We start from the raw sequence: 24,181 nt of genomic DNA on the forward strand, positions 1-24,181 counted from the left end.
ATTTCATACCAATATAATATGAATGTCGTCCCGGTATCTTAATTGGATACGAATCGGCTCCAATCTATAAACCTAACTTATTCAACTGTTTCAAAGAGTCATACGTGATATAGATCTTTCTTTTTTCGTCGGAAAGGATTCTGAAATCTGCCACCCTAATTCCAATAATACCGAGGGTCTCAATGGTTTTATCCTCTCTAACAGCCAACCCTTAATCAGACGTTTATACGCAATTAAAATTAGCCATGGTCAATTTTCTTTTCGAAGTACCCTATTACTTTTAATAGCTTTGTCACCTCTTAATGTCAGTTTATTTGACATCCGACAGGTTGATAGCCATCGCGATATAGTAATATACCCAAAACATTAAAGAGAATTAGGCCTTCAATTGGCACCTAAATTGCAACTAAGTAAGGATTAGGGAGGTGATAAATAAGATGGTACAAATTATGAAAGGTATTGCTGCTGTTATATTTATCGCATTATTGGCTCCTTATGCCGTAGGTGCAATGCTTATTGCTCTTTTGGGCATGATAGTCATTCTTGTTTACTTCGGGGTAGAAGCTATCTCAATATCGAAGCGACTAGTACTGAAAACCTTTTTCTGCCCTTTTAAAAGAAAAGTTGTTTCAGCGAAATTCGAGCCCAGTATCTTCACTTTTAGACAATACGATGATGTTACTCAGTGTTCGGCATTTGATAGCGGCAAAGTCCGATGCAAAAAGAAGTGCTTGGACCTTCCGCAACTCAGCGCGTAAATGAAACCGAAAGCAGATTGAGCAGTATTGGGGTGGATTTCAAAATAGATTTTTATGATTAATTCGCGCCGCGGACGGTATAATGATATCTGAAGGCCACCGATGGATCTAAGGTCTTACAATTGGGTGGTCTACATCCGATATATTTTTTTGATCACTCGCGCCAACAAGTGCCACTAATTTGAGCGAGGTAATTCCTTCTTCTAGTATATTACATTTACCTGCTTGGCTAATTTCATGATGATCAATCAGATGTTTTTAGTGTAGAATCGGGAACATTGAATTCCTTAAATCGAACATAATCTATCTACTGAGCCTTAATAATACAGTCCATTGCAATAACAATTTTTCTCACGAAGAGGAGGTTTGGATAACGTCTAAGACGAGATGAAAGAAGAAAAAAAGGAAATAATTTCACGACTTGTCGTGCTAAGAAGTGTTTATGTGACTGAAAGGTTGGAGTTGTAAAATGTCCTAAAATCTTACATCACCAAGAACGGGTTACCGATAAGAAATAAGCCTATCATCTATAAACTTGTCAGAATTTTAACTGGAAAATCCATTTTAAACCGTTTTTAGTCCCAATGTCCCACCGATTTTATGAAGTTCACAGTCAATAGCTACAGGAAATTCCTATTCTGATAAACCCTCTTTTGCCAAATTTACTTGATATCTTATCTATACTCCAGTTTAAACTCTAACTTCACTACTGGAACGGTTAAGCCACCTCATTGGCCTTATTTTTGCACGTAGGTAATAAGAATTGAAAATTAATTGTTCAAGTCGCGCTCTATAAATGTTTAGCAAAGCCAAGTCTGAGAACCCAGCTCATCCAAAGAAGGCTGCTTTAATCGGAAATCCTAATGTCGGGAAAAGCTTAATTTTTGGTGCCCTTACCAAAAGATACGTTACGGTTTCAAATTATCCCGGAACAACGGTCGAGATAACCTCGGGAGAGATGAAAATCGGCACAGAAACGATTTCTCTTATCGACACGCCCGGGGTTAATAGCCTGACGCCGACGTCGGAAGATGAAAGGGTAGTTAGAGATATTTTATTACAAGATGACATTAACTTCATAATTCAGGTTATAGATGCCAAAAACCTGGAGAGGGGTCTTTATATAACGACCCAGATTGCAGAAATGGGACTCCCCTTACTCATCGTTCTAAACATGATGGATGAAGCCCAACAAAGAGGAATTGACATTAACATACCAAAGCTGTCTCAGAAACTTGGGATTCCCATCGTTCCGACCGTGGCTATCGAAAGAAAGGGAATAGAAGGAATTAAGAAAGAACTCGAAAACTCGAGTATCCCTCAACTGAGAGTTTCTTACTCTCAAGCTATAGAAGGAATGTTAGAAGAAATGAAAAAAATTCTATCAAATCCTCATTTCTCAAGATTTATAGGTCTTTCTTTTGTGTCAGGCGACTGCAGCATGGGCGAAGACATTATTAGCAGAATTCCTAAGGAAAAGCTAAACTCCATTGCTAGACTTGATCCATTCTCAAACCTCGGCTCAAGGGAATATCCTATAAGTTATTTCATCGGTCTAAAGAGGCTTGACCTTGCCAAAGAAATCGTTCAGAACGTATCCACTACCTCTTTTAAATCAGACAACCGAGCCCTGGATGTCTTGGGACGGACGTCGACTCATCCTGTATTTGGAGTCCCTATATTAATTTTAATACTTTACCTCGCATATCTCTTTGTGGGAAAACTGGGGGCAGGGACATTTGTTGACTTCTTGGAGGTGACCGTCTTTGAAGGTCATATAAACCCCTTTTTTAAAATGGTCATACCCAAAATTATTCCCTTCAAGATATTGATCGATTTTCTCGTAGGTGATTTTGGAATAATTACTATGGCGCTGACATACTCACTTGCAATAATTTTCCCAGTAATCTGTACATTTTTCATCTTTTTTAGCATCCTCGAAGATTCCGGATACCTCCCAAGGCTGGCCATTATGGTTGACAGGGTGTTTAAGTTAATGGGGCTAAATGGAAAAGTTGTACTCCCGATGGTACTCGGGCTTGGATGTGACACCATGGCGACCCTTACTACAAGGATGCTCGAGACTAAAAAGGAAAGGCTAGTTGTTATATTTCTTCTCGCCTTAGGAATCCCGTGCTCGGCTCAACTGGCTGTGGTGTTTGCTATGGCTTCTACTCTACCTCAGTGGGGTATTTTCTTTTGGGGAGGAGAAATTTGTTTTGTTCTTTTTGCAGTTGGGTTTCTTGCTTCTTACTTTGTAAAAGGAGAAAGCCGAGACCTTATTATTGAGGTTCCGCCGATAAGGATTCCACAAATCGGTAACGTAATCATTAAGACTGTTGCAAGACTTGAATGGTATCTGAAAGAAGCAGTTCCCCTCTTTATCCTTGGAACGATAATACTCTTTGTCTTGGATAGGTTAAAGGTACTAGGATTTTTACAGAATCTGGCTTCACCTATCGTAGTAAAATTCCTTGACCTTCCTAAAGAAGCTACGAATGCATTTTTAATCGGATTCCTGAGAAGAGACTATGGTGCAGCTGGACTTTTCGATCTTCAACAGAGTGGATATTTGAGCAGCCATCAGGTTTTAGTAAGTCTTGTTACGATTACGCTTTTCGTCCCCTGTGTTGCCAACTTTCTAATAATTATAAAAGAACAAGGGCTTAGAACCGCCCTTATTATAGTTGGGATAGTTCTTTTCATAGCCATTATTGTAGGAGGTATGACGAATTGGATACTGTGGAGCCTCGGAATCTAATCGCCTGCCCCTTGTGTGGAGAGGGATTTCATAGGGAGGAGGGAAGGGAAAGGTGTATAAGCTGCCCAATAAGTATAGGAGACTGCCTGTTGATCTGCTGCCCGAGATGCGGATATTCCTTCCCCCAGGAGTCAAAACTTATCCTGTGGCTAAAAAAATTCTTTAAACAAGAGGGAAGAGCATGAAATACGTTGAAGAAAGCGATGAACTGCTTGAGCTTATCTGGAAGCTCAGGGAGGAGGGCATCCAAGACAAAGAGACAATCTACAAGAGGTCTTGGAACAAAGACGTGAAAGAGGCTATGAGATGTGCCCAAGAAAGTGATCTTATAAGTACTAGTGAAGGTAAAATAAACCTTACCACTATCGGCGAAGCGATGGCAAAAATGATAGTCAGGCGCCACCGTCTCGCCGAGAAGCTTCTTAAAGAGATACTCCAAGTAGATTCCAATGAAATGGACTCTACGGCCTGTGAGCTTGAACATATTCTTGGTCCCGAGGTTACGGAATCCATTTGTGCTTTCCTTGGACATCCCAGGTTTTGTCCACATGAAAAACCGATTCCTCTAGGAGAATGCTGCGGAATCTTTAAAGAAGAAACCGACAAATTTGTTATTCCACTTGCTAAAGCAATCCCCGGAGATAGGGTAAAGATAATCTTTTTAGTCCCCAGGCACCATAGAAGATTGCATCAGCTTACCAACCTGGGAATCATTCCCGGAGCAGAAATAGTTCTCCACCAAAAAAAACCTGCATATGTATTAAGAGCGGGAGAGACAGATATTGCCATAGATGATGAAATTGCCAGACACATATATGTAAGGAAGGTTCTGAAATAAAACATTGATTACTATCTTGTCGGTTTTTCAGACGTCTGACATTGTTTTCCCACTCATAAGGCATTGTGTTATATAGAAAATATGCTTATTTCTTCTTGGCACGGCTATTGCTAAGATACTATCCCTAAGTTGTGTATGAACAACAAAAATCAAAAAGGGGGTCCTAAAAGTGAAAAGGAAATATTACTGGATTATTGGAATAATTTTGGGTGTGATTGTCATAATTCTAGCAGCATCCTATACCAGGATAATAACTGGGAGTACTAAAACACTTGGGGAAAACAAAATTAATTTTTATGATCCTCATTTGCAAGCAAAGGAATTCATAACTTATAACTCCATGGCTTTAACCCCGGCACAGGAAAAGATAAAGAATGAGGCTCTATCAACTATTCCTGCCCCATGTTGTAGTGATTATTCTATATCAACTTGTTGCTGTCCATGCAATCTCGCTAAGAGTGTTTGGGGACTATCAAACTTCTTAATAGCAGAACTTAATTATAGCAATGAGGAAGTGAAAAGTGCCGTATTGGAATGGATTCACCTTACTAACAAAGATGGATACGCTGGTAATGCATGCCATAGGGGAAGGTGTAACTTACCGTTTAAAGAAGATGGTTGTGGTGGCATGGACGAAAGAAGATTTTTCTAATCGACAAAGGGGCTGTAGTATACCGCATAACAGTGCACGAAATTGAAATGTTACAAAGGTGATTAAGGGTAAGAAGATAATAAGATAAAGGATAACAGGAACATAAATATGGAACAGATCAAATTATGGAAGGTCTTACCGATAGAGCAGCTCTTTTTGAAAGCTTGAGAAGGGGTTAGGAATGCCCCAACAGATAAAATATCTTCTCGCCCTTTCTATTGTCTTGATTTTCATTTTCCTAATTGTCCGCCATTTTCTTATGCCCGCAAGTTTTGGGAAATACGGTCATTATCGTGCCGATTCATTACAATCCGCGGTCTCCAGGGAAATTAAGTATGCCGGGGAAACTGCATGCACCGAATGCCATGATGATATTTACATTTTAAAAGACAAATCATATCATAGGGGGGTTGCCTGTGAAGTATGCCATGGGCCTGCCTATGCCCATACCCAGGACCCGTATGAGTACAAACCCCCGGCACCAAGAAAACGCGCCTATTGTCCATTGTGTCATGGATACAATCCGACAAGACCCACAGGATTCCCACAGATTGACCCTGTAAGGCATAATCCCGGTAAGCCTTGTATTTTCTGCCATAACCCCCATGATCCGGTTCCTCCTGTTACGCCCGCGGAATGCGATCCATGCCACACGCAAATTGCTCGAACTAAAATTGTATCACCCCACGCACTCCTAGCCTGTACTCGATGCCACGAAGCGAAGGAAGAGCATAAATTAAATCCAAGGATGGCCTTGCCGGATAAACCGAGGAATAGAGAATTCTGTGGAGAGTGCCACGCACAGGAAGCAGAAAGTTCCCCTGAAATTCCGCGTGTCGACATTAAAACTCATGGCAATGGTTTTTTGTGCTGGGAGTGTCACTATCCCCATTATCCTGAAGCGCGCACAAAGGAGGATGAGAAGCAATGAATGCTAAAGAGCTTCTTGACAACGTAACAAATAGGAGGAACTTTCTTAAGAGCCTCCTCATAATCCCCTCCGGATTTTTTCTTGGCGGTCTTTTTTCTAAAATATTCCCCTTCTTGAAAAAGGCATCTCGCGAAAACACTTCAACATTGGAAAGTATTTATGGGAAATACAATCCCAAGGAGCACTACTATGCGATGGGTATTGACATCGATAAGTGCATAGGGTGTGGACGATGTGTAGAGGCGTGCAAGATTGAAAATAATGTTCCTCAGGAACCCTATTTCTTCAGAACCTGGGTGGAAAGATATACTATTACAGTCGATGGGGAAACGAGTGTGGACAGTCCTGAAGGTGGGATGCACGGTTTTCCCGAACCCATTAGCGAAAAGGAAATCCTACGCACGTTTTTTGTTCCAAAGTTATGTAATCAATGTAATAATCCACCCTGTGTGCAGGTCTGTCCTGTTGGAGCCACATACCAGTCAATAGACGGAGTTGTCCTTGTTGATAAAGACTACTGTATCGGATGTCGTTACTGCATTCAGGCCTGTCCTTATGGAGCGAGATATCTCAATCCCGAGACAAAGACGGCGGACAAATGCACATTTTGTTATCACAGAATCGTAAAGGGATTGCAGCCTGCGTGCGTAGAGGTATGTCCCACTGGAGCAAGAACTTTTGGAGAAGTAAAACCACGCAACAATCCCCTTGCGCGTTTTGTCCGATTCAACAATATTGGTGTCTTAAAGCCCTATCTTAATACAGAACCCAAGGTCTACTATGCTAATCTAGACAAGGAGGTTACTTAGTTGGATCCCTTACTTGAGCGACTTGCCATTAGCCTTAAAGAAATTACAGGCTTCATCTATCCCAACGAGATTGAACTCCATTGGAGTATCCTGATTGTGGTTTATCCCTATCTTACTGGTCTTGTAGCAGGTGCTTTTATTCTGGCTTCCCTGGAAAGGGTTTTTAATGTTAAAGAAGTGGAGCCTACTTACCGACTTTCCCTTCTCACTGCCCTTGCTTTCCTCATTGTCGCCCCTCTTCCCCTTGTGGCTCATCTGGGACATCCTGAACGAGCCTATGAAATTTTTCTCACACCCAATTTCAGGTCTGCCATGGCTATGTTTGGTTTTGTCTACGGCTGGTATCTCTTGGTTGTCCTTCTCGTGGAATTGTGGTTTGAGTACAGAAAGGATATCGTTGTCTGGTCTATGAAAGAAAAGGGGTTGAAAAGATTTATTTATCTCATCTTAACCCTTGGGGCTTCAGACCTCTCAGAAAGATCTCTTCAGTTTGACAGAAAGGCGGCAAAATTTATAACCATCATCGGTATTCCATCCGCTTTCCTCCTTCATGGTTATGTGGGTTTTATCTTCGGCTCTGTGAAGGCGAATCCCTGGTGGAGCAGTGTGCTTATGCCCGTAGTTTTTTTGTTTTCCGCTATAGTATCGGGGATCGCGCTTGTGATGTTACTCTATATGGTTATTACTCTCTTTCGCCGGAAAAATGTAGAAATGACCTGTATGGATAAGCTTGCTTCCTTTTTGCTCTATGCAATGATACTGGATTTCTCACTCGAAAACCTTGACTTCATTCACCGCATTTACGAATCAGAAGAATCCATAAAAATACTGTACCAGCTTTTAATCAGTAAGCTATTCATCAGTATGGTCGTGATTCAGATGCTGCTAGGAACTATAATTCCAATGGTTTTATTGGCATGGACAAAGTTGACACGCCTTCCTGATGAGTTAAGGCGTCTTATCTACTTTGGAAGTGCGATTCTTACCCTGATAGGAATTTTTAGTATAAGATGGAATGTGGTTATCGGGGGGCAATTATTTTCCAAGAGTTTAAGAGGACTTACAACCTACAAAATGGAATTGCTCGGAATTGAAGGGCTCTTGGTGGCGTTATTCTTTCTGGCGCTCCCATTTATTATTCTGTACATCCTCGTTGCTCTGTTGCCGCCATGGAAGGAAGCAGAGGTTAAACTTGAAACGTAGATGTTTTTAAGTTAGGGGTTATAGGAAGCTAGAAATATATCTGAAAAATGTGACTTAAAAATTCGTTTGATTTCGTAACGAAATGAAAGGATTCAGGCCAAAAAACATGTATAACCTTCCCACAGATCTTGGTTTGATGGTCAAAGATACCGGTGGCACCAAGCTATTGGCTGTATGTTAAAGAAAAGGCAACATGTGATACAAGTTATGCGATCAAATGAGTCATTGTTTTTTTTAACTCTTTTCTTTTTAATTTTTTGTCCCTTCACAGTTACTTCCCATTCTGATGAGTTTAAGAGTGAAGACTGTCTGATGTGCCACGAAACGATGGAACCATTGGTTGATAAAGGACTCTTAGATGCCTCAATTCATAGTGGCTTTGAGTGCACAGATTGTCATCAGGATGTAACAGAAATACCCCACGAAGAAGTCCCGGGGAAGGTTGATTGCTCTTCATGTCACCCACAGATCGCAAAAGAGTATTCCGAAAGTATACATGGTGAAGCAATAGCGAGGGGTGATAATGATGCCCCAAAATGTACGAGTTGTCACGGCTCCCACGGCATCCTCCCAAAAGAAGACCCAGCATCACCTATAAACCCATTGAACGTTCCTGAGACCTGTTCGAAGTGCCATACAAGCGAAAAGATTACAAAGGAACACCCTCTTCCGTCACCGGAATTTATTGAGAGTTACACTGAAAGCGTTCACGGCCGTGGCGTCTTTGTCAGCGGTTTAATTGTCTCGGCGGTTTGTTCTGACTGCCATGGTGCACATAATATAAGGCCCAAAAGTGACAAAAACTCCAGTGTCTATAGAGGGAATATACCGCTTACTTGCAAGAAGTGTCATCTTGGAATTTATGATAATTTTGAGAGAAGCTTACATGGAAAGCTCTGGAAAGATGGAGAAGAAAGAGGACCTGTTTGCACGACCTGTCACACGTCCCACGAAATCAAGGAGCCTCGTTCAACTGGATTCCGCCTGCAAATTTCTGAGGAATGTAGTGGATGCCATGGGGCTAGAGCCCTTACTTATCAGGACACATTTCACGGGCAGGCAACCTCTCTAGGGTTTGTCGAGGTCGCAAAGTGCTCGGACTGCCACACGGCCCATCTCATTCTCCCTGCGAATGACCCTTTTTCCTCTATCGCATCTGGGAATCTTACCAAAACCTGTGGGAGATGTCACACTGAAATAAGTGAAAAGTTTGTCAGCTACGACCCACATGCTGATCCCGGCGATAAGGATAGGTCCCCTTTTCTTTATTACATATATACCTTGATGAATTGGCTTCTCATTTCAGTTTTTGGCCTTTTCGGATTACATATGGTTCTTTGGCTTCAGCGCTCAGCTGTAGCGGTGGCCAGGGGAGAGGTTCCTACCCGCTGGAGCAGCGGCAAATATGTCCTCCGGTTCCCCCTTCCCCACAGGATTACCCATGTTACTCTTGTCATAAGCTTCCTGGGACTTGCTGCGACAGGACTACCGCTTATGTACAATTACACGGACTGGGGAAGAATCCTCGAAGGAATACTCGGTGGAGTAGAAGTTACAAGGTACTTCCACAGAGTGTTTGCAATCATAACACTGGGTTACGTTAGCTTTCATCTCGGTTATATGTTAGACAAGATATTTTTAAAGGGCAACTTAAGCCTTCTCTATGGTCCTAATTCCATTATTCCTAGAAGGGAAGACCTAGTTGATCTCTATCGGAACGTGCGGTGGTTCTTATACCTAGGTCCTCGTCCGAGACTGGACAGATGGACCTATTGGGAGAAGTTCGATTATTTTGCGGTCTTCTGGGGAATACCAGTAATAGGCGTCTCTGGACTTATGCTCTGGCTGCCAGAGATCTTTACAAAATTTCTTCCTGGTTATTTTCTAAATGTGGCAATGGTGATCCACGGAGAGGAGGCCCTTCTTGCTGTTGGATTCATATTCACATTCCATTTCTTCCATACCCATCTGCGTCCGGAGAGCTTTCCATTAGACACTACCATCTTCACTGGCAAAATACCTCTGGAAAGATTTATTGAGGAAAGGCCCGTAGAATACGATAGGCTGTTAAGAGAAGGAAAGCTCGACAATATAATTGTTGAACCACCATCGCAACTTGCTAATACGCTTTCGAAATGGTTCGGGTTTGCTGCACTGGGTGTGGGATTGGCATTGATCGTTGCGATTTTTGCTACCTTTCTTTCTAATGTTTAAAATGAACCAAACAGACGACGTGATCCACGAGTTATCTCTGTTGCTTTTACGCAAAATAGTGATTAACTACAAATACAAAGTACGATTTTTCAAAATAAGTACGGACCGATAACGGAGGCAATGTTTGACGAAATTATCCAGAGATTTTAAATTCCCAGGGAGGTACTTGCATGAGATTGCCTAGGATTGTCCACAATTGGTTAAGCTACGCCGGTGCGGCTATATCGGCTTTGTCGCTAATTGTTTTTATCTTCTTATTTGCCCTTCACTCAATTGTTGATACCTCAGAAGTACCCTACGCCGGGCTGATCATCTTCGTATTAATACCGATGATTTTTGTTTTTGGTATGATCCTTATCCCGATTGGCATGCTCTTCGAGTGGCAACGTTTCAGAAACACAGGTATAAGATCATTGCCGCGGTTCCCAATAATCGACCTGAATAACCCTCACCAAAGGAATGCGACATTAATCTTTTTTGTGGGTTCGATCCTACTGATAATTCTTGTCACCTTAAGCGGTTATAAAGCCTACCATGTTACTGATTCTGTGGCCTTCTGCGGCACACTTTGCCACAGTGTGATGCAACCGGAGTACACCGCTTATCAGAATTCGCCACATGCAAGGGTTCGCTGCGTTGACTGCCACGTAGGACCAGGGGCAGACTGGTTTGTAAAGTCTAAAATGTCAGGACTATACCAGGTTTATGCCGTTCTCTTAAACAAATACCCGAGGCCGATTCCAGTCCCAATCGAGAGCTTGCGCCCGGCACAGGAGACATGTGAGCAGTGCCACTGGCCTGAGCAGTTTTTTGGCGCTCAACAAAAAAGACTGCTTCATTTCTTGCCTGATGAGAATAATACTCGTTGGGATATTAATCTGCTAATCAGAACCGGAGGGGGCAGCCCGGAGACGGGACTGACCGAAGGAATCCATTGGCACATGAACATTGGCAATAAATTAGAGTACATTGCCACTGATGAGACGCGACAGGAGATTCCCTGGGTAAGAACGACGAATTTGGAAACTGGACACGTGACCGAATATATGTCAACCGAAAATCCACTTTCAGATGGAGAAATCGGCAGTGCAAATATTCGTAAGATGGACTGCATGGATTGCCACAACCGACCCACGCACATTTTCCGTTCTCCTAGTTATTCGATGAATCTCGCTTTAGGTACTGGCAAGATTGATCCTAACCTACCCTTTATAAAACAAACCGGGGTCAAACTGCTGTCTGGAAATTATGACTCCACGGAATCGGCGTTGAAGGAAATTGAGAATGGGGTCAAAAAATTCTATCAAGACAACCATTCTGAGTTGACGAATCACAAAGAAGATTCGATTTCTGGCGCTATAGTGGAGATCCAGGACATTTATCAGAACAACTTTTTCCCTGATATAATGAAGGTGCGGTGGGACGTCTACCCGAATAACATCGGCCACCTGAATTTCCCCGGCTGCTATCGCTGCCATGATGGACTTCATAAGAGTGCTGATGGAAAGGTGATCACGAATAAGTGTACTGCCTGCCATACTATTATATCGCAGGGAACGCCAGAGAATATGGAGTATTCAATGGAACCGGATGGGCTTGCATTTCGGCATCCCGAGGATATCGGAGAGATGTGGAAGGAGATAAAGTGTAGCGACTGCCACACCGGCGGACTGCCATGAATCGACTCAGTTATTCGATTTAGGGTCTCGAAAAAAACAACGGACTGAGGTTGTAAGGACTTGAATACTCTTAGGGCTTTACCTCTATTAATCCCTTTCGAATGGCAAATTTTATGAGTTCGGTTCGGCTGTGAATATTAAGCTTTTCCATTATGTGTGTTCTATGGCCCATCACAGTTTTAACACTCATGTAAAGCATATCAGCAATCTCATTGTTCTTATAGCCCTCTGCGACGAGCTTTAGCACCTGTTTTTCTCTATTAGTGAGGTTTTCGTAAAGGTCCTCCTCAATGTCTTTATCCCTTGTTTGCAGGTACCCCTCTATCACGGCAGGAGCTACATCGGGATACAAAAATGAGCTGCCTCTATTCACTGCCTGGATGGCGGATATAAGCTCTGTACTCGTTGCTTTTTTAAGAACATAGCCAGAAGCACCCGCTTTTAAGAACCTGTATATGTACTCTTTATTATCATACTGGGTAAGGACGATTATTTTTGTCTGGGGACAGGCATTTCGTATCTCCAGCGTAGCTTCGAGCCCTCCCAGTCCAGGCATAGCTATGTCCATTAGCACCACATCTGGCTTGAGCTTTCGGGTCTTTTCTATAGCTTCCCCACCATCGGTGGCATCGCCTACGACCTCAATGTCTCCGCAACTCTCAAGAAGTGCCTTTATGCCTTCACGTATAAGGGCGTGGTCATCGGCGATAAGCACCTTTATATTACTGATTTTAACTCACCTCCCTCAATGGAACCGTAACTACAACCCTTGTCCCAGATCCGGGTTGTGACTGTACTTCAAGCTTTCCATCAAGAAGTAAGACCCTTTCCTTCATTCCGAGAAGTCCGAGCCCCCGGCTACCCGCCTTTGTACTTGATATACTCTCTAAATCAAATCCATTGCCATCATCTTCTATCTCTAATGTAATGAGGCTATCTTCGAGTTCCAGATTAATAATAACATTTTCAGCTTGAGAGTGCTTGGCTATATTCGTTATAGCCTCTTGAGCAACTCTAAATAGCACAGTTTCGATCTGGGTTTGAAACCTTTTTTCAAACAGATTCCCCTCGTAGCGGAAATTAATGCCCAAGGGCTTGAGGCGTTCTTCTGCATACCACTTTATAGCAGCAGAAAGCCCGAGGTCATCAAGAATAGCAGGACGGAGGTCAAAAATCATGCGGTGCGTGCTATCTATAGCACGAAGTGCAAGTTTCCTTGCATTATCTATTTTCACTTCAAGCAACTTAGGTGCACTCGCCTCTCTTATTGCTTCGAGGGAAATAAGCATTGCAGCAAGAGTTTGGCTCATTTCATCGTGTAACTCCCTTGCAATCCTCTTCCGTTCTTCTTCTTGGGCTGAGATTATCCTACGGAGGAGTTCTCCTCGCTTCTCCTCCTTCTTCCTGAGTTCCTCATACAGGGAAAAGGTTTCTTTTGTTCTCTCATCCACCCTTCTCTCAAGTTCTCCTGTCCACGCAGCGATTTCATCCAGGGAATTCTTGAGCTTAATCCTCATTTCATCCAGGGTTTTCCCAAGTTGCCCGATTTCATCATCTCCGGATATAGAAATAGGCTCAAAGAGATTGCCAGAAGCAATTCTCCGGGCAGACATTGTTAAAGATTTAACTGGTGCAATAACGCTCTGAGCTACCCCTAGGGTTAAAATTAGAGCGACTACAAACAATACGGCGCCAAACGTAAAAAAGCGTCTTTTCATGCTTTCCACGGGAGCAAGGGCTTCACTCTCAGCCTGTCTAATATCAATTCCCCAAGGGATGTCTGAGAGAGGAGCAAAAGCCATGATCTCTTTTTTTGGCTTACCCGTTATCCCCTCCTCGTGGCAACTGTGGCATGTGCCTACGCTGGACCGCCCTGTCTTGATAAGTCCTGAAAGGAATCCGCCATGGTCGCTTTCAGTTAAGATGTTTCCCGACTTGGTAGAGGCTAAAACAAACCCGTTTCCATCTATAATTTCGATATACCCTGTCTCCCCAATCTTTACTGGCCGGATAACCCTAGGCAATGCAGCTCCGGTAGGATCAACTTCCCCTCCTACGAGACCCAAAGTTCTTCCATTCTTAACTATAGGGATCAGAGCGAATACCGCCTTTTTTGCTTGAGGCCTTATCTCAAACAAATTAGAAACGATAGGCTTCCCTGTAAGAATAGACTCTCTAACAGGGGAAAAATCCCCGAAGTTTGCTTCGGCGAGAGCAGGACGAGGCGGTTCTATCCACAAGATATGCCCTTTGCTGTCAAGCAAAAACACATTGGCGAAAATGGACCGCAATAATGCATTATGAAGAGCGGCTTTTTCCGGTCCCAGGTCTTCGTCTGCCAGATTGACGCCCTTGGAGAAAGCAACGTCTTGAAGATACATAAGATTCTGCCTGATTAAATCCTCGAGATTGCTCGCAACCGTTTGGGCAAGCACGAGCCGCTCTCGAAGCATTTGGTTGACACTGTCACGCATATTGAGAAAATCTGAGACACCGAGTATTACTAGTATGGTCAGCATACCAGAGGCACTGAGTAAGATTATTCTCCTTCGCAAGCTGGGTCTTTCAAAAAAGGATTTTAAGCCCATCTCAATGGTGAATGCTCCTTGCGATTTTAAGTAAATCCTCAACGGACCCGTTAGATATTAAAACCATCTTTCTATCCCCTTCTTTCCAACTTAGCTGGATCCACTGGTTTCCATTTTCTCCCACACCGATTTTTAGTGTGCCTTTCGCTCCACCGACCGAGATTTGAGTCTCTCCGGAATGCCTTTTAGGTTCCACAAAATCAAATCCCACACCTTTGCTTTCATCTTTATTTGAAATAATTTGGTGAATTACTAAGCTAGGGCTACCATGTACTTGTGAAAGGAATACCAGTGTTATGATAAGGGAGGGCTTTCTTACCACCTTGATTTCTTTAGGCGGCCAGATGAGATAATCTGGGAAGTATGATGGAAGAAAAATTCTTAATCCAAGTGAATATTCAGCTTCTTCTACGCTACTGTAAAATTTCTGTTCGCTTTCCTGTATATATGCGGGGACTTTTTTCAAAACGTATAGTGATATCAATACCACACACATCAAGATAGTGATAGATAACACTATTTTCGACATTTCTCTTAAAAAGTAAGTAGCTTTTCGAGTCATAGCTTTAGGCCGTTTGCCTTATTTCAAATTGTGAGAGCATTTTAACGCTCATACGACAAAGAATAGGAGCAAAATTAGCGAAAGAGCTGTTATTCCGAGTCGGATATTTGGATACGGAGGATTATAGATATTCTTTGGACGTACCATCCTTGTTACTCTGTTCTCGATTCGTACCCTGTGCGAATGACTCTCAAGATTATGAACTATTGATAAGATTCTACCTCTCAAGCCAGACTTTGATATTTGAGAAAACCTATCTGCCTTACCCATCCGAAAAATTTTTACTAAGCTTGAAGCGATAGCAAGCGGCTTCCCGGTAAACGTTGAAGCAAGATCATCGCAGAGCGTCTCTCGTTCATTTATGATTCTTCGAAACTCGATAAGGACAATCGGATTATAAAACATGACAAATCGTAAAAGAAACATTACCCAACCTGTGGCGTTATCCCTTCTCAAAATATGACCCATCTCATGGGCAAGCACCCCTTGAAGCTCTTCAAGGTCGAGAGCTTCTATGAGAGAATAGGAGATGTTGATGGAACCTTTCGTTAGCCCTTTTGCATATATTGTAGGCTCTTTCCCATTTAATAGAAAAATCCTTGGTACGGCCATGGGTAACCTTTGCTCCAAATCTCTTATGACTCCATCAAGTTTAGGGATTGTACCACTCTTATAAAGGGTCTTATCCTCCTCGCCAGCATAGTGATGAAGTAGTGTCGGAATAGCTTCTTGTACAAGAAAAATGACAGTTACAACTCCCAATAGGGCAATAGCTAAATGCCAAACCAAAATGCCATCACCCAATCTTAAAAGTAGCCATTGGTTTATATCGAAGATAGCCATGTCTTCACGAAACTCCAAGCTTCCGCGATGAGGATAGATCAATTGATACAGGGGGAAAGATAAAACCGGAATCAGTATTACAAGACTACGAAACCTGATTTGTAGAAGCGGACGCTCTTCATGCCATATTTTTAATAATACTTCAATAACAAGGGCTATGATAAAAGAATGCAATACACACTGAAACACATATTGACTAAAACTAAATTCCAAAAGATCCATTTCCCTGTTCTATCAATAGACCACCTATATACCATTTCTCCCAATGAATATCTACTGAATTTATTATACATTATCCCCTTTTTTGCCCCCGGCAAGTTTTTTGTTCTCTTCATTCTTAGTCCAAGATTTAATAAGCTCTGCGTATTCTAAAGGGTGATCTTTTTCCATTCTCTCTCGTGAAATCTTTCCAGTGAAAATACTTGGGTCGAATGGAAATACATCGGGATTAAAATGTGCTCCATACATATGCCAGATAATTATGACGAGAAAGGCAAGCAGAGCTTCATAGCCGTGGACAGTTTCCGCCGCGGGTATGATTACCCCGGGTAAGAATTTTGTAAAAAAGATTGGAAAGTAGAGGACAAAGCCTGAAACGATCATAAAAATCCCACCGATTACAAGTCCCCAATATTCAAACTTTTGCCTAAAATCATAGCGACCGAATTTAGGGTGCTCCTCGGAAAGCCCCATGTAGTATTTGAGCATTCCTACGGCATCGTTGAAATCTTTGAATGTTGGAACTATTGAAGGTCTTACCTTTCTCAAAAGAACAAATAGAGTAATGCGACCCAAATGCCAAACAACCAGTGCAGCAAACAGAATACCAAACATGCGGTGGATAAAACGAGTCATGTCAATACCCCCAAGCCTCGTTATAATCCATGCTGACCAGGAGGCTTCAAAAAATTCCTGAGGGAGCCCTGTAATTACGAGTATGATAAAAAAAATCATAACTAGAAGGTGCTCTATCCTTTGAAGGGGATTAAATCTTACAAACTTATCTGGAAGACGCGTTCCTCGCGGCATAACTTCATTTTTGGAATTTTTACCTTCTTCAAGATTTATCTCATCCCTCATTCTATTATCCATTTGAACTTTTCCTCAGCTATCTATTTGTCGCCACACGCCAGACATGAAGCAAGATATGGAGCACTAGCCCGCCGATCGTAAAAGAAATAAATATCTTATAAAAGAGCTTTATATAATACACGAGGGGAGCCTTGTCAGGGCTCGGTTCGTAGTGAGAAAGCCACGCCCCAGGAAAATTTGTAGTGGCATCCGAGTGGCATTTTTTACATGTGTGTACAAGATTCGCTTTTAGTACAGGAGAATCGGGGTCAGTTACTTTGGTAATATTGTGAACCCCGTGGCAATCAGTACAAACAGGCTTCCAGGAAGTAATATCCTCTTCTTGGCCCTTATAAAATGTAACACTTACCCCATGAAAGTCCTTAAGATAGGTTTCTAGAACCTTAGTCGAGAGCCCATATTTCTGCATGAGTGTTTCATTTGCATGACACTTCCCGCATAGCTCAGGGGTTTTTAACAGAAAGGTACGGGTTCTCGGATCGTCTATATTATGCGCATTGTGGCAATCACTACACACGGGAACGTCCGGGTTGTTTTCTTCAATTAAAGCCCTCCCGTGAATGCTTGTGCTATAAATTTCGTAGACCCCAACATGGCACTTCTTACAGGTTTGGGAAATTCTCGCTTTCGGCTTATCTGGTCTTGTTACATAATGGGCTCCATGACAATCCACGCAGACAGGAGCCCTTGTATTTCCATTTGATAGGAGACTGTAATGAATGCTCTCTAAGGTTTTTGTGTAGTTGGCAAAATGACACCGTTTACAATTCTCATAGAGAGCCAAGCTGTAGGCGCGTCTGTTTTCGAGCTCTTTTTCGGGGTGTGGATAATCTGATATGTCGCTATGACAGTCGGTACAGGCCAGTTTGTCACCATGAATCGATGAGGCGAAATTATCTGAGTTCACGTAGAGGGACATTTCCTCATTGCTCGGCAATACAATACTGAGGCTTGGATCACTATGACACCCTAGACAAAACTCTACTTCCTCTGACAACTTGGCTTCGGGCTCAGCCAGAGCAAAAATGGGAAATATCAAGACCAAATTAACATATATGACGATCTGCGTGAGCGTAGCTAAAGACATCGATGCATCTTTTGGACCCCTTTATCTTATGACCTCATATTAACTTTTATTCGCCTCTTCGCGCTTCTTTGCGATTTCCTTTTCTAGTTCGCTGAGAAGGTCGGGAGCCCTGGGTTTTTTCTCTTCTTTTAGACCCTCCTGAAACTGTTGCCTTTCGCCCCTTTCAGATCGTCTTCGCCACGTGAGGTAGGCCACCCCGGGTATCCAATGCAGAGTAGCTTCTCTCAGCAGGCTCTCCCCTAGCAACCGCAATCCCAGTAGCGCTTTGCTAGCCATGAGACCCAAAACCATCGCAAACGAGATAAACGGCAAGAAGATCACGTACATTAGCCCCATAATTGGTCCCAACACAATCATGGCTATGGGCTGTATGTTGACGTACCGTTCGTCACTTGCGCCCGGTAAAGGGTCGCTTTCATTCTCTATAGTGACAAAATCCCTTCGCTTGAGACTGAGATAAATTCCCTTCTTTACGACTTCATTACCAAAGTACCTTTTCATGATTATTACCCCCTTTTTTTGATCTCACCTTTAATATAGTAAAAGGGGGCTAGTCCTTGCAATAGGGAAAACGCCCTAATTTTAGGTGAAAAAATACCCTGTTTTTCATATTCAAATGACCTATGCTATAACGAGAGCTAATGTTTATTTTGTCCAGACCTATTTTATTTAAGGCTCATCAGATAGGTCACAACGGCTTCGAGTTCCTCATCCGTACCCTTAAAAGGCGGCTGTTTTGTATCTGGAATGATGGATTTTGGGTCCTTTAGAAATCCCTTTATCCACTGAGCATCTTTCCTGCTACCTACACCTGAAAGGTCAGGGCCAATCTTCCCTCCAACACCATCTATTTTGTGACACATGGGGCATTTCATCTCGTTGTATATCTTTTTTCCTGCCTCAACCTGAGCTCCCCCCTCCTGAGCAAAGCCACTAATCCCAAAGAATAAAACTGACACGATACCAATAGCCATATTTAAAAAGATGTTTCTATATATCATTTGGCTACCTCCTTAGTTTTATTTTGTCATTAAGTGCTTCGTTCTCCTCAACCCTACCTTCTAGCCTCTAGCCCTAGCTTAATCATCTAATTGCATACCAACCTTTTCATAGGCAAATATCATGCCGATCAGTCTTACCGGTCACATACCAAGGAGTAATCATCCAGGTCTCGCGAATGCGTTGGATTTCCTGACATATGACACCTTCGTAAGCGATTCTTCGTGTTGCACTCCACATCATCAGAAGGCAATAGAGACCTATATTCTTTAGTGCACGACCGCTTTTTCTTAATCCCTATGAGAATGAAGGATCTTAGGAGCGCTCAACTAAAAGCTTGGTACGAATTTTGCAAATGCGAATATACCAAGGAAGTTACACATATGAACCAAATAGATCAAGTTTGGCAGGAAGAAGAACGTAAGAGCACTGTCTGGAGTGGAGTCAGCCAAAAAGCGCGGGGGAAAAATGTTACCATTACTTTAAATGAGGAATTTTGCAAGAGTTGTGAGATATGTGTCGAAATATGCCCAAATAGATGTCTGGAGATGAAGGGGGCTTACCCATCAGTAACGGATATAAACCTCTGCAGTAGATGTATGCTATGTGAGTTAGAGTGCCCTGATTTCGCAATAACTGTCGATTAAATTTTGAAAACAGCGAAAAGGAAGATATGGAGAAGGTAAAGTTTATCCAAGGAAATGAAGCCTGTGCAGAAGGAGCCATCTTTGCGGGATGCAATTTCTTCGCAGGCTATCCCATAAGTCCATCAAGTGAGATTGCCGAATATATGGCTTATAACCTCCCTCGAAGAAAGGGTGTTTTCATCGAGATGGAAGATGAAATCGCATCTATGGGGGCGGTAATCGGTGCTTCAATTGCTGGAGCGAAAGCCATGACGGCAACTAGCGGTCCTGGGTTTTCTCTGAAACAAGAGCAGATAGGGTTTGCCTGTATGGCGGAGGTTCCCTGTGTTATTGTCGATGTGATGCGTGGTGGACCAAGCACCGGTGCTCCTACGGGTCCTAGTCAGGGTGATGTGATGCAAGCCCGTTGGGGAACCCACGGAGACCATCCGGCAGTTGCAATTGCCCCCTCAACCATCGAGGAGTGCTTTTACGAGACCGTAAGGGCTTTTAATATTTCTGAAAGTTTCAGAAATCCAGTGGTCCTTCTACTCGATGAAGTTATCGGACATATGAGGGAAAAAATTAGAACACCTAAACTCAGTGAGATAATCATTAAAAACAGGAAAAAACCGACAGTTGCCCCGGAGAATTATCTTCCCTATAAACCCTCGCAAGACGGAGTTCCGTGCTTAGCCAACTTCGGCAACGGATATATGTTTCACATAACGGGACTCGATCACGACTGGAGTGGATTTCCTACGAATGACCCTAAAATAATTGAGGAGCTAATTAAAAGAATTACAAAAAAGATTGAGATGGGAAAGGATGAAATCTCGCACTGGGAAGAGTATATGCTTGACGATGCGGAAACGGCTATTGTTGCCTATGGATCTGTTGCGAGATCAGCAAAACTCGCGGTCAATCTTGCAAGGGATTTTGGAAAGAAAGTTGGTCTCTTAAAACTTATCACGATTTGGCCATTTCCCACAGAGCAAATTAAGCGGCGACTTAAAGGCGTCAGGAAGATAGTCGTTCCGGAAATGAACCTCGGACAGGTAGTATTAGAGGTAGAAAGAGCAATTTGTGGAAAAGCAGATGTGATACCCATAAATCGGGTGAATACGGAGCTAATTTCACCGGATGAGATAGTAGAGGGCGTCATACATTAAGAGGTATCGTAAACATGGCTTTTGACTACAACAGATACTTGAGAAAAGATAAGATGCCACACATCTGGTGCCCTGGATGTGGGAACGGAATAGTGATGAAATCCTTAATAAGGGCGATCGATTCGTTAGGTTATAAAAAGGAAGACACGGTGATTGTTTCGGGAATAGGCTGTTCCGGCAGGATTTCTGGTTACTTAGATTTTAATACACTCCACACAACCCATGGCAGGCCTTTGACATTCGCCACCGGCATTAAACTTGCCAACCCCGCACTTAATGTGATAGTGGTCTCAGGCGATGGAGACTGCGCAGCGATAGGGGGAAATCATTTTATACACGCCTGCCGTAGAAATATTGATATGAAATATATAATTTTTAACAATTATATATATGGAATGACAGGCGGACAGCACTCCCCAACAACTCCCTACGGTTCCTATTCAACCACCACGCCATATGGCAATATAGACCCCCAGTTTGACCTCTCTAAGCTTGCGATTGGGGCCGGAGCTACATTTGTAGCACGGGAGACCACCTATAATATCTTTTCACTTGATAAGATCATAATAGAGGCATTCAAACACAAGGGGTTTTCAGTAGTTGAAGTGATGGTTGGATGCCCTGTTTATTATGGCAGAAAGAACACCTTTAAATCGGCCTTCTCGCTCTTAGACTGGCAGAGAAGACACGCAGTACGTGTAGATAGGGCCCAGAAAATGGGGGCCGAAGAGCTCGAAGGGAGATTCATAACCGGTGTACTCCATAGAAGGGAAGCACCTGAATATACACAGCTTTATCATGCACTTACAGAGAGTTTTGAGAAATCGGTCGATAGAGTAAATATGGAAAGAGAGTATTGAATAATGTTAGATAGGTATGAGATAAGGCTCTGTGGCTCAGGTGGTCAGGGACTTATACTTGCCGGCATAATCTTAGCCGAGGCCGCCGCGCTTCACGATGGGAAGAACGCCATTCAGACTCAATCATACGGACCAGAGTCTAGAGGGGGATTTAGCAGTTCTGTAGTAATAATCAGTAATCAAGATATAGATTATCCAAAAGCAACGAAGGTCGATGTTCTCCTAGCCCTAACTCAAAAAGCGGCTAATATGTACGCGGGAGATATTAAGGATGACGGGATCTTGATAATAGATAATGAAACCGTACGAGATGTACCGATGGGAAAGTATAAGTTATTATATAGGCTCCCGATAATAGAGATCGCTAGAACCCGGTTGGGTAAAGTGATTGTAGCTAATATTGTTGCGTTGGGAGTGATAGTAGGTTTAACGAAAGTGGTTTCGATAGAAGCTATAAAAAAAGCCCTTTTTTCAAAAATTCCCAAAGGAACCGAGAGATTAAACCTAAGTGCCCTTGAAGCAGGAGTCGAACTGGCAATAGAAGCTTATGATAAGGTCCAGCCCAATGCCGCGTACGTTGGCGATAAAGTACAAGGTTTGGGCAAGGGCTTCGATGTCTAACCGATCAACTCTTTATTTGTAATATGGAGTCTATGCCAATCGTAACTATATATATTCAAGGGAGGAAGTACAATGGCTAAAGATAGCTTATCCATAAATGATAATCGTACCGGCAATAGTTTCGAAATTCCGATCACTCAGGGGACGATTAGTGCTATGGACCTGAGACAGATGAAGGTCTCTGAGGATGACTTTGGCCTCATGAGTTACGACCCTGCATCCGGCAATACAGCGAGTTGCAAGAGTACCATTACCTTTATTGACGGAGATAAAGGTATTCTACGCTACAGGGGATATCCAATTGAGCAACTGGCAGAAGGAAGCAACTATTTGGAAACCGCCTTCTTAATTCTGCATGGAGAACTGCCTTCCAAATCCCAATATGAAAAATGGGTATACGACATAACTCATCATACGATTATTCATGAAAATATTAAGAAATTTATGGAGGGATTCCGCCACGATGGTCATCCGATGGGAATGCTTCTAAGTACAGTCGGTGCCCTGTCAACCTTTTATCCAGAAGCTAAAAATATCTTTGATAAAAATGTACGTAAAAAGCAGATTCATCGCCTGATTGCAAAGATGCCAACACTTGCGGCATTTGCTTACCGACACGGCCGGGGCCTGCCTTACGCATACCCTGATAATGACCTGAGTTATACCGGCAATTTCTTGAATATGATGTTCAAGATGACAGAGTTAAAGTATAAGCCTGATCCCGTTATAGAAAGGGCCCTGGATATACTCTTTATACTCCATGCAGACCACGAACAGAATTGTAGTGCCAATGCAGTTCGCGCGGTGGGTAGTTCCCAGGTAGATCCGTATTCTGCCATTGCGGCGGGTGTCGCGGCGCTTTATGGGCCCTTACATGGCGGGGCAAATGAAGCGGCGCTGCGAATGCTTAATGAAATTGGTTCCAAAGATAAAGTTCCTGAGTTTATTAAGAGGGTCAAAGCCGGTGAAGGTAGACTCATGGGGTTCGGGCATCGCATTTATAAGGCCTATGACCCGAGAGCAAAAATTATTAAGGATACTGCTGATAAAGTGTTTGAGGTCACAGGTATGAATCCCCTGCTTGAAATAGCACTAGAGGTAGAAAGGATTGCGCTTGAGGATGAATACTTTATTAAGCGCAGACTATATCCCAATGTGGACTTTTATACTGGTTTGATCTACCAGAGCCTAGGGTTCCCGGTCGACATATTTCCGGTGCTTTTTGCCATCCCTCGAACCTCAGGCTGGCTGGCACAATGGGAAGAAATGCTAATAGATAAAGACACAAAAATAGCCCGACCAAGACAGGTCTACGTGGGAAAGGACAAACGTGATTATAAACCGATTGGAAAAAGGAGATAGATAGTATGTCTGTTAAAGACGGAAAAAAGAAAGCGCCAGCACGCGATCAGTTCAAACCAACATTTAAGAGAATGATGAACCAGGTAGTGGCCGCGGGAAGCTGTTGTGGTTGTTCAATGTGTGTGGTTACGTGTCCATATGGCGTAATTAAATACGATCACAATTCTACGATGCCATATGTAGCAAAGCCAATGCTTGGATTTGATTATTGCGCTATAAGTGAGAATATTGGTTGTGATGTGTGTTCAAACGCATGCACCGGATTGGGCCTTGAGCCCTTGAAGCCGCTAGAACCCGAAGAAATAGACATACGCCGTTTTGGAAGAAAGAGACGCGAAGATGAGTACTATGGGATTACTCGATTTATGTGTGCAACTAGGAGTACTAATCCAAACGTAGTTGCAAATGCACAAGATGGTGGGGCAGTAAGGGAGATTCTGAGGTGTGCTTTTGAGGAAGGGATCATTGAAGGTGCCGCAGTAGCTGGTCCCTCCGATAATCTATGGCTTGAGCCTGTACCGACT

At 42.9% G+C, this 24,181-nt stretch carries 23 protein-coding genes; 15 read left to right on the forward strand and 8 right to left on the reverse strand.

All coding sequences use genetic code 11. The features are described 5' to 3' along the window. Positions 1-437: 437 nt before the first annotated feature. The 9 genes from VGA95_08815 (at position 438) to VGA95_08855 (ending at position 11,845) form a co-directional block, all read left to right on the forward strand. Entirely contained in the window at positions 438-758 is a 321-nt protein-coding gene (locus tag VGA95_08815; protein HEX9666642.1) for a hypothetical protein, read from the forward strand. Positions 759-1,554: 796 nt separating this feature from the next. Then, on the forward strand, positions 1,555-3,519 hold the full coding sequence (gene feoB / locus VGA95_08820; GenBank protein HEX9666643.1) for a ferrous iron transport protein B: 1,965 nt from the start codon (positions 1,555-1,557) through the stop codon (positions 3,517-3,519). Positions 3,520-3,700: 181 nt separating this feature from the next. Then, positions 3,701-4,357: a metal-dependent transcriptional regulator gene (locus VGA95_08825; GenBank protein ID HEX9666644.1), complete on the forward strand. Its 657-nt coding sequence runs from the start codon at positions 3,701-3,703 to the stop codon at positions 4,355-4,357. Positions 4,358-4,526: 169 nt separating this feature from the next. Next, the gene (locus tag VGA95_08830; GenBank protein HEX9666645.1) at positions 4,527-5,009 is read left to right on the forward strand and encodes a hypothetical protein; all 483 of its coding nucleotides are present in this window, start codon (positions 4,527-4,529) and stop codon (positions 5,007-5,009) included. A 181-nt stretch (positions 5,010-5,190) separates the two neighbouring features. After that, positions 5,191-5,940, forward strand: a complete 750-nt coding sequence (locus VGA95_08835) for a hypothetical protein (GenBank protein HEX9666646.1) — start codon at positions 5,191-5,193, stop codon at positions 5,938-5,940. Further along, positions 5,937-6,749, forward strand: a complete 813-nt coding sequence (locus VGA95_08840; protein ID HEX9666647.1) for a 4Fe-4S dicluster domain-containing protein — start codon at positions 5,937-5,939, stop codon at positions 6,747-6,749. The genes VGA95_08835 and VGA95_08840 overlap by 4 nt, the downstream gene beginning before the upstream one ends. After that, positions 6,750-7,952, forward strand: coding sequence for an NrfD/PsrC family molybdoenzyme membrane anchor subunit (gene nrfD / locus VGA95_08845; protein ID HEX9666648.1), 1,203 nt, complete (start codon positions 6,750-6,752; stop codon positions 7,950-7,952). Positions 7,953-8,159: 207 nt separating this feature from the next. Continuing rightward, complete coding sequence (locus tag VGA95_08850) at positions 8,160-10,166, forward strand: cytochrome c3 family protein (GenBank protein ID HEX9666649.1); 2,007 nt, start codon at positions 8,160-8,162, stop codon at positions 10,164-10,166. Between the two features lie 170 nt (positions 10,167-10,336). Next, positions 10,337-11,845 carry a NapC/NirT family cytochrome c gene (locus VGA95_08855; protein HEX9666650.1) on the forward strand — a complete coding sequence of 503 codons (1,509 nt, stop codon included), beginning with the start codon at positions 10,337-10,339 and terminating at the stop codon, positions 11,843-11,845. 70 nt (positions 11,846-11,915) lie between these two features. Here the strand turns inward: VGA95_08855 and VGA95_08860 are convergent, their stop codons facing one another. The 8 genes from VGA95_08860 to VGA95_08895 all read right to left on the reverse strand — a co-directional run bounded on the left by VGA95_08860 (position 11,916) and on the right by VGA95_08895 (position 19,018). Further along, positions 11,916-12,560 (reverse strand): response regulator transcription factor, encoded by a 645-nt coding sequence (locus VGA95_08860; protein HEX9666651.1) that lies wholly within the window; start codon positions 12,558-12,560, stop codon positions 11,916-11,918. Between the two features lie 16 nt (positions 12,561-12,576). Then, on the reverse strand, positions 12,577-14,433 hold the full coding sequence (locus VGA95_08865) for an ATP-binding protein (protein ID HEX9666652.1): 1,857 nt from the start codon (positions 14,431-14,433) through the stop codon (positions 12,577-12,579). Between the two features lies 1 nt (position 14,434). After that, positions 14,435-14,962: a hypothetical protein gene (locus tag VGA95_08870; protein ID HEX9666653.1), complete on the reverse strand. Its 528-nt coding sequence runs from the start codon at positions 14,960-14,962 to the stop codon at positions 14,435-14,437. Between the two features lie 81 nt (positions 14,963-15,043). After that, complete coding sequence (locus VGA95_08875; GenBank protein ID HEX9666654.1) at positions 15,044-16,051, reverse strand: M56 family metallopeptidase; 1,008 nt, start codon at positions 16,049-16,051, stop codon at positions 15,044-15,046. A gap of 72 nt (positions 16,052-16,123) precedes the next feature. Further along, a complete protein-coding gene (locus tag VGA95_08880) occupies positions 16,124-16,930 on the reverse strand; it encodes a cytochrome b/b6 domain-containing protein (protein HEX9666655.1) in 807 nt (268 codons plus the stop codon). A 16-nt stretch (positions 16,931-16,946) separates the two neighbouring features. Further along, positions 16,947-18,017, reverse strand: a complete 1,071-nt coding sequence (locus VGA95_08885; protein HEX9666656.1) for a cytochrome c3 family protein — start codon at positions 18,015-18,017, stop codon at positions 16,947-16,949. A gap of 39 nt (positions 18,018-18,056) precedes the next feature. Next, positions 18,057-18,518: a hypothetical protein gene (locus VGA95_08890; protein ID HEX9666657.1), complete on the reverse strand. Its 462-nt coding sequence runs from the start codon at positions 18,516-18,518 to the stop codon at positions 18,057-18,059. A 164-nt stretch (positions 18,519-18,682) separates the two neighbouring features. Beyond that, a complete protein-coding gene (locus VGA95_08895; protein HEX9666658.1) occupies positions 18,683-19,018 on the reverse strand; it encodes a cytochrome c in 336 nt (111 codons plus the stop codon). Positions 19,019-19,399: 381 nt separating this feature from the next. On the opposite strand from VGA95_08895, the gene VGA95_08900 reads away from it, so the two are divergent. The 6 genes from VGA95_08900 to VGA95_08925 form a co-directional block, all read left to right on the forward strand. After that, on the forward strand, positions 19,400-19,663 hold the full coding sequence (locus VGA95_08900) for a 4Fe-4S binding protein (GenBank protein HEX9666659.1): 264 nt from the start codon (positions 19,400-19,402) through the stop codon (positions 19,661-19,663). Positions 19,664-19,689: 26 nt separating this feature from the next. Beyond that, complete coding sequence (locus VGA95_08905; GenBank protein ID HEX9666660.1) at positions 19,690-20,814, forward strand: 2-oxoacid:acceptor oxidoreductase subunit alpha; 1,125 nt, start codon at positions 19,690-19,692, stop codon at positions 20,812-20,814. 14 nt (positions 20,815-20,828) lie between these two features. Next, complete coding sequence (locus tag VGA95_08910; GenBank protein ID HEX9666661.1) at positions 20,829-21,674, forward strand: 2-oxoglutarate ferredoxin oxidoreductase subunit beta; 846 nt, start codon at positions 20,829-20,831, stop codon at positions 21,672-21,674. Positions 21,675-21,677: 3 nt separating this feature from the next. Continuing rightward, the gene (locus VGA95_08915; protein HEX9666662.1) at positions 21,678-22,295 is read left to right on the forward strand and encodes a 2-oxoacid:acceptor oxidoreductase family protein; all 618 of its coding nucleotides are present in this window, start codon (positions 21,678-21,680) and stop codon (positions 22,293-22,295) included. Positions 22,296-22,367: 72 nt separating this feature from the next. Continuing rightward, complete coding sequence (locus tag VGA95_08920; protein HEX9666663.1) at positions 22,368-23,657, forward strand: citrate synthase; 1,290 nt, start codon at positions 22,368-22,370, stop codon at positions 23,655-23,657. A 5-nt stretch (positions 23,658-23,662) separates the two neighbouring features. Next, positions 23,663-24,181: coenzyme F420 hydrogenase/dehydrogenase beta subunit N-terminal domain-containing protein (locus VGA95_08925; GenBank protein ID HEX9666664.1), on the forward strand; the 519-nt coding region annotated here is incomplete at its 3' end.

It is taken from the genome of Thermodesulfobacteriota bacterium, from assembly GCA_036397855.1.
Taxonomy (GTDB): Bacteria; Desulfobacterota_D; UBA1144; order Nemesobacterales; family CSP1-2; genus DASWID01.

Bases quoted from the DNA above. Each gene is read 5' to 3' on its own strand.
- VGA95_08815 (HEX9666642.1), top strand. From the start codon at position 438: ATGGTACAAATTATGAAAGGTATTGCTGCTGTTATATTTATCGCATTA.
- feoB (HEX9666643.1), top strand. From the start codon at position 1,555: ATGTTTAGCAAAGCCAAGTCTGAGAACCCAGCTCATCCAAAGAAGGCT.
- VGA95_08825 (HEX9666644.1), top strand. From the start codon at position 3,701: ATGAAATACGTTGAAGAAAGCGATGAACTGCTTGAGCTTATCTGGAAG.
- VGA95_08835 (HEX9666646.1), top strand. From the start codon at position 5,191: ATGCCCCAACAGATAAAATATCTTCTCGCCCTTTCTATTGTCTTGATT.
- VGA95_08840 (HEX9666647.1), top strand. From the start codon at position 5,937: ATGAATGCTAAAGAGCTTCTTGACAACGTAACAAATAGGAGGAACTTT.
- VGA95_08850 (HEX9666649.1), top strand. From the start codon at position 8,160: ATGCGATCAAATGAGTCATTGTTTTTTTTAACTCTTTTCTTTTTAATT.
- VGA95_08855 (HEX9666650.1), top strand. From the start codon at position 10,337: ATGAGATTGCCTAGGATTGTCCACAATTGGTTAAGCTACGCCGGTGCG.
- VGA95_08865 (HEX9666652.1), bottom strand. From the start codon at position 14,433: ATGGGCTTAAAATCCTTTTTTGAAAGACCCAGCTTGCGAAGGAGAATA.
- VGA95_08870 (HEX9666653.1), bottom strand. From the start codon at position 14,962: ATGTCGAAAATAGTGTTATCTATCACTATCTTGATGTGTGTGGTATTG.
- VGA95_08880 (HEX9666655.1), bottom strand. From the start codon at position 16,930: ATGGATAATAGAATGAGGGATGAGATAAATCTTGAAGAAGGTAAAAAT.
- VGA95_08885 (HEX9666656.1), bottom strand. From the start codon at position 18,017: ATGTCTTTAGCTACGCTCACGCAGATCGTCATATATGTTAATTTGGTC.
- VGA95_08890 (HEX9666657.1), bottom strand. From the start codon at position 18,518: ATGAAAAGGTACTTTGGTAATGAAGTCGTAAAGAAGGGAATTTATCTC.
- VGA95_08895 (HEX9666658.1), bottom strand. From the start codon at position 19,018: ATGATATATAGAAACATCTTTTTAAATATGGCTATTGGTATCGTGTCA.
- VGA95_08900 (HEX9666659.1), top strand. From the start codon at position 19,400: ATGAACCAAATAGATCAAGTTTGGCAGGAAGAAGAACGTAAGAGCACT.
- VGA95_08905 (HEX9666660.1), top strand. From the start codon at position 19,690: ATGGAGAAGGTAAAGTTTATCCAAGGAAATGAAGCCTGTGCAGAAGGA.
- VGA95_08910 (HEX9666661.1), top strand. From the start codon at position 20,829: ATGGCTTTTGACTACAACAGATACTTGAGAAAAGATAAGATGCCACAC.
- VGA95_08915 (HEX9666662.1), top strand. From the start codon at position 21,678: ATGTTAGATAGGTATGAGATAAGGCTCTGTGGCTCAGGTGGTCAGGGA.
- VGA95_08920 (HEX9666663.1), top strand. From the start codon at position 22,368: ATGGCTAAAGATAGCTTATCCATAAATGATAATCGTACCGGCAATAGT.